We start from the raw sequence: 4,476 nt of genomic DNA on the forward strand, positions 1-4,476 counted from the left end.
GCCCCGGCGGGCAGCCACCGCCTGCGCGGCCTGCCGTGGCTACCCAAACATTTGCGCGATCTGCCCCGCCCGCTGGAACCGTTGAAAACGCTGACCTGGCGGTTGGAGGCGGATGGCGAGATCAGCGACTTGCTGCTGGTGGCCGACGAAAACCCCGCCTGGGACGCCGACGGCCAGGGCCTGGTCTGCCGCGCCACGCTTTTGCACGCCGAGCGCTTCTACCCGCAAGCGCTGTGGCGCTGGCAGGCTGGGCAGGGCTGGCGCAATGTGAGTGCCTAAAATAGCCAATCCATACCGAGCATCCATCGCTGGAACCCGCCATGCAAGTCACCGCCACCGAAGCCAAGAACCGCTTTGGCTACTACCTCAGCCAGGCCGAGCGCGAGCCGGTGCATGTGCTCAAGAACGAGCGTGTGGCGGGTGTCATCGTGTCGGCGGCTCGCTATGCCGAGCTGACCGCGTTGGAACAGAAAAAGACCCTGGCGCAGCGCAAGCGCGAATTCAACGAGACCTACAAGGACTGGATTGCTGAGCAGAACGCTCACCACGAAGCGCATGGCCTGTGGTGCGAAGGGCTGGTGGCCTGGCAGGAGCAGCCCTGAATGGCGCAGTTCGATTTCCATGCGAACCCGAACCGGGATTCGCGTCGCTTCGTGCCCAATGTACTGGACGTGCAGAGCGCTTTGATCGACCAGCTAGGCACCCGGCTGGTCATGCCGTTGTCGAGAATCGGCCTGCGGCAGGTCCGGCTGCCCACCAATCTGTGCCCCGTCATGGAAGTGGCGGGCGAGCCGCTGGTGTTGATGCCGCATCGCTCGGTCGAGGTCATGGGGGCGATGGATGCCGTTCTCAGTGGCTTCTGAAACGTGCCAGCCTGGAAAATCCCTGAATCCGTGCTGGTGGTGATCCACACCCCGGCACTGGAGGCGCTGCTGATCCGCCGCGCCGATTCCAGCGAAGACTTCTGGCAGTCCGTCACTGGCAGCAAGGATCACCCGGATGAGGACTGGCGCGAGACGGCCGCGCGCGAGGTGCTGGAGGAGACCGGCATCCGCGCCGATGCGCCGGGCTGCATGCTGCGCGACTGGGAGCTGGAGAACGTCTACACCATCTATCCGCAGTGGCTGCACCGCTACGCGCCCGGCGTCACCCGCAATACCGAGCGCGTGTTCGGCCTGTGCGTGCCCGAGGGAACGCCCGTGGCCTTGAATCCGCGCGAGCACACGGCATATGCTTGGCATCCCTGGCGCGAGGCGGCAGGCCGCTGCTACTCGCCCTCCAACGCCGAAGCCATCCTGTGGCTGCCCCGACTCGCACGACGATGACCGCCCACTCCATCGAATTGCCCCACGACCACTCCGGCATCCTGCGCGTGGCCACCTACAACATCCACAAGGGCGTGCAGGGCATCGGCCCCGCGCGCCGGCTGGAGATCCACAACCTGGGCCTGGCGGTGGAGCAGCTCGACGCCGACATCGTGTGCCTGCAGGAGGTGCGCCAACTCAACCGCCGCGAGGAGGCGTACTTCCAGCGCTGGCCCGCCGTGCCGCAGGCCGAATTCCTCGCGCCCGAAGGCTACGAGGCCGTCTATCGCACCAATGCCTACACGCGCCACGGCGAGCACGGCAACGCGCTGCTGTCGCGCTGGCCGGTGATCGACCACCAGCACGAGGACATCTCCGACCACCGCTTCGAGCAGCGCGGCCTGCTGCACGTGCAGGTGCAGGTGCAGGGCCGCCGCCTGCACGCCATCGTGGTACACCTGGGGCTGGTGCCGGGCAGCCGCATCCGCCAGGTGGCGCAGTTGCAGCGCTTCATCGAGCGCGAGGTGCCGGGCGACGCTCCGCTGGTGGTGGCGGGCGACTTCAACGACTGGGGCTTGCAGATCAAGCGCATGCTCGCGGGCTTCGGCCTGCACGAGTACGACGAGGCCCCGCGCGCCTTCACCTACCCCGCGCGGCTGCCGCTGGCGCAGCTGGACCACGTCTATGCGCGCGGGCTCACGCCGGTGTCGCTGCACGTGCCGCGCGGGCGCATCTGGTGGCGCATGTCCGACCACCTTCCGCTCATCGCGGAATTCAGGCTGTGACCGCGCTGCGCGCCGCGTTCGCCAACGACCACCGCGTGCGCCTGCTGCAGGGCGCGGGGGAGCTGTTCCCCGCCTTGATCGAGGCCATGGACGCCGCGCTGGCCGACATCCAGTTCGAGACCTACATCTTCGACTGCACCGGCGCGGGCGCCAGCGTGGCCGAGGCGCTGATGCGCGCCGCCCGGCGCGGCGTGCGCACCCAGCTCGTGGTGGACGGCGTGGGCACCGGCCCCTTGCCGCCGGAGTGGGCCGCGCGCCTGCGCGGCGCGGGCGTTCACCTGCGCGTGTATTCGCCGCTCGGCCCGCTGGGCCTGCTGCTGCCCCAACGCTGGCGGCGGCTGCACCGCAAGCTCTGCGTGGTGGACGGGCGGCTGTTGTTCTGCGGCGGCATCAACGTGCTGGACGATTTTCACGACCCGAACTACGGCGTGCTCGCTGCGCCGCGCTTCGACTTCGCCGTGCAGGCCACGGGCAGCCTGGTCACCGCCGCCAGCGAGACCATGGAGCAGCTGTGGTGGCGCATGCAGGCCGTGCGCGACGCGCGCCAGCGCCGCCTGCCCCAGGCGCTGCAGGACCTGCGCGCCGCCAGCGCCGCCAGGGATGCCGCCGAGGCGGCCTGCGCGGGCGCCATGCGCGCCGCCCTGGTGCTGCGCGACAACGTGCGCAACCGCAGCCGCATCGAGAAAGCCTACCGACGCGCCATCGGCGCCGCGCGGCACGAGGTCATCATCGCCAACGCCTACTTCCTGCCCGGCGGCAAGCTGCGCCGCGCGCTGGTCATGGCCGCGCGGCGGGGCGTGCGCGTGCGCCTGCTGCTGCAGGGCAAGTACGAATACTTCATGCAGTACCACGCGGCGCGGCCGGTCTATGGCGCGCTGCTGGAAGCGGGGGTGGAGATTTACGAATACGCGCCGAGCTTTTTGCACGCCAAGGTCGCCGTCATCGACGCCCACGGCGAGCGGCCCTGGGCCACGGTGGGCTCGTCCAACCTCGACCCCCTGAGCCTGCTGCTGGCGCGCGAGGCCAACGTGGTGGTCGAAGACGCCGCCTTCGCCCAGGACCTGCGCCAGCGCCTGGTCCACGCCATGCAGAACGCCGGCCAGCGCATGGACCCGGCGCGCTACGCGGGCCGCCCGCTGCGCCAGCGCGTGCTCGACCGCATCGCCTTCGGCCTGATGCGGCTGGCGCTGTGGGTGACGGGCAAGCAGTATTGATCTGATTGCTATCAAATATATAGCTGCTCGCGCTTTCTGCATAAGCTCTGGAGGCCAAAAACCCTTGTAATCCACGGCCCCGGCTTCGCTGTTACGATCCTGCCCATGACCAGTCCATCCACTTTGCCGGACGCCCCGGACGAAGGCACGCCCGTCTCCGTCAAGATCCGCGAGCGCCTCGCCGCGGCCCGCAAGCGCTTCAATGCCAACGACAACATTGCCGAGTTCATCGAGCCCGGCGAGCTGGAGCAACTGCTCGACGAGGTCGAGGCCAGGATGCAAGGCGTGCTCGACAGCATGGTCATCGACACCGATGGCGACCACAACACCCGCAACACCGCGCGCCGCGTGGCCAAGATGTACATCAACGAGGTGTTCAAGGGCCGCTACGTGGCGCCGCCTGCCATCACCGAGTTTCCGAACGCCGAGCACCTCAACGAGCTGATGATCGTCGGCCCCATCACCGTGCGCAGCGCGTGCAGCCACCACTTCTGCCCGGTCATCGGCAAGATCTGGATCGGCATCCTGCCCAACGAGCACACCAACGTGATCGGCCTGTCCAAATACGCGCGGCTGGTGGACTGGGTGATGGGCCGCCCGCAGATCCAGGAGGAAGCCGTGGTGCAGCTGGCCGACCTCATCATGGAAAAGACTCAGCCCGACGGCCTGGCCGTGGTGATGGAGGCCAGCCACTTCTGCATGTCCTGGCGCGGCGTGCGCGAGATGGACAGCAAGATGATCAACTCCGTGATGCGCGGCGTGTTCCTCACCAACCCGACGCTGCGCCGCGAATTCCTGTCGCTCATCCCCGGAAGGAACTGAAATGCTCGTGCGCCTGCTCTACGTCAGCCGTGCCGTCGATACCTCGCCCGAGGCCATCGAGGCCATCCTCTCCCAGTCGCGCCAGCACAACCCGGCCAGCGGCATCACGGGCGTGCTGTGCTACGGCGGCGGCATCTTCCTGCAGGCCATCGAGGGCGGGCGCTCTGCCGTGAGCGACCTGTACGGCCACATCCAGCGCGATGCGCGGCACAAGGACGTGGAGCTGCTCGCGTTCGAGGAAATCTCCGAGCGCCGCTTCGGCGGCTGGACGATGGGCCAGGTCAACCTCGCCAAGCTCAACCATTCCATCGTGCTCAAGTATTCCGAGCGGCCCGAGTTCGATCCCTACGC

At 68.0% G+C, this 4,476-nt stretch carries 8 protein-coding genes; all 8 read left to right on the forward strand.

Annotated elements, in window-relative coordinates; translation table 11 throughout:
- Positions 1-279, forward strand: a 279-nt coding sequence (locus tag QM569_RS15005) for a hypothetical protein (RefSeq protein WP_414988043.1), incomplete at its 5' end; no start/stop codon positions are given.
- A gap of 41 nt (positions 280-320) precedes the next feature.
- The gene (locus QM569_RS15010) at positions 321-602 is read left to right on the forward strand and encodes a type II toxin-antitoxin system prevent-host-death family antitoxin (protein WP_414988044.1); all 282 of its coding nucleotides are present in this window, start codon (positions 321-323) and stop codon (positions 600-602) included.
- Positions 603-863, forward strand: a complete 261-nt coding sequence (locus QM569_RS15015) for a CcdB family protein (RefSeq protein WP_414988045.1) — start codon at positions 603-605, stop codon at positions 861-863.
- A 3-nt stretch (positions 864-866) separates the two neighbouring features.
- Positions 867-1,325 carry a dihydroneopterin triphosphate diphosphatase gene (gene nudB / locus QM569_RS15020; RefSeq protein ID WP_414988046.1) on the forward strand — a complete coding sequence of 153 codons (459 nt, stop codon included), beginning with the start codon at positions 867-869 and terminating at the stop codon, positions 1,323-1,325.
- Positions 1,322-2,089 carry an endonuclease/exonuclease/phosphatase family protein gene (locus QM569_RS15025; protein WP_414988047.1) on the forward strand — a complete coding sequence of 256 codons (768 nt, stop codon included), beginning with the start codon at positions 1,322-1,324 and terminating at the stop codon, positions 2,087-2,089. Before nudB ends, QM569_RS15025 begins: the two co-directional genes overlap by 4 nt.
- On the forward strand, positions 2,086-3,303 hold the full coding sequence (gene clsB, locus QM569_RS15030) for a cardiolipin synthase ClsB (RefSeq protein ID WP_414988048.1): 1,218 nt from the start codon (positions 2,086-2,088) through the stop codon (positions 3,301-3,303). The genes QM569_RS15025 and clsB overlap by 4 nt, the downstream gene beginning before the upstream one ends.
- Before the next feature lie 105 nt (positions 3,304-3,408).
- Positions 3,409-4,125, forward strand: coding sequence for a GTP cyclohydrolase I (gene folE / locus QM569_RS15035; RefSeq protein WP_414988049.1), 717 nt, complete (start codon positions 3,409-3,411; stop codon positions 4,123-4,125).
- Between the two features lies 1 nt (position 4,126).
- Positions 4,127-4,476, forward strand: a 350-nt coding sequence (locus QM569_RS15040; RefSeq protein WP_414988050.1) for a BLUF domain-containing protein, incomplete at its 3' end; no start/stop codon positions are given.

The organism is Acidovorax sp., assembly GCF_047607405.1.
Taxonomy (GTDB): domain Bacteria; phylum Pseudomonadota; class Gammaproteobacteria; order Burkholderiales; family Burkholderiaceae_C; genus Acidovorax.

What these genes read in the sequence shown, in the direction of transcription:
- QM569_RS15025 (WP_414988047.1), top strand. Translation starts at nt 1,322, where the DNA reads ATGACCGCCCACTCCATCGAATTGCCCCACGACCACTCCGGCATCCTG.
- QM569_RS15015 (WP_414988045.1), top strand. Translation starts at nt 603, where the DNA reads ATGGCGCAGTTCGATTTCCATGCGAACCCGAACCGGGATTCGCGTCGC.
- folE (WP_414988049.1), top strand. Translation starts at nt 3,409, where the DNA reads ATGACCAGTCCATCCACTTTGCCGGACGCCCCGGACGAAGGCACGCCC.
- QM569_RS15010 (WP_414988044.1), top strand. Translation starts at nt 321, where the DNA reads ATGCAAGTCACCGCCACCGAAGCCAAGAACCGCTTTGGCTACTACCTC.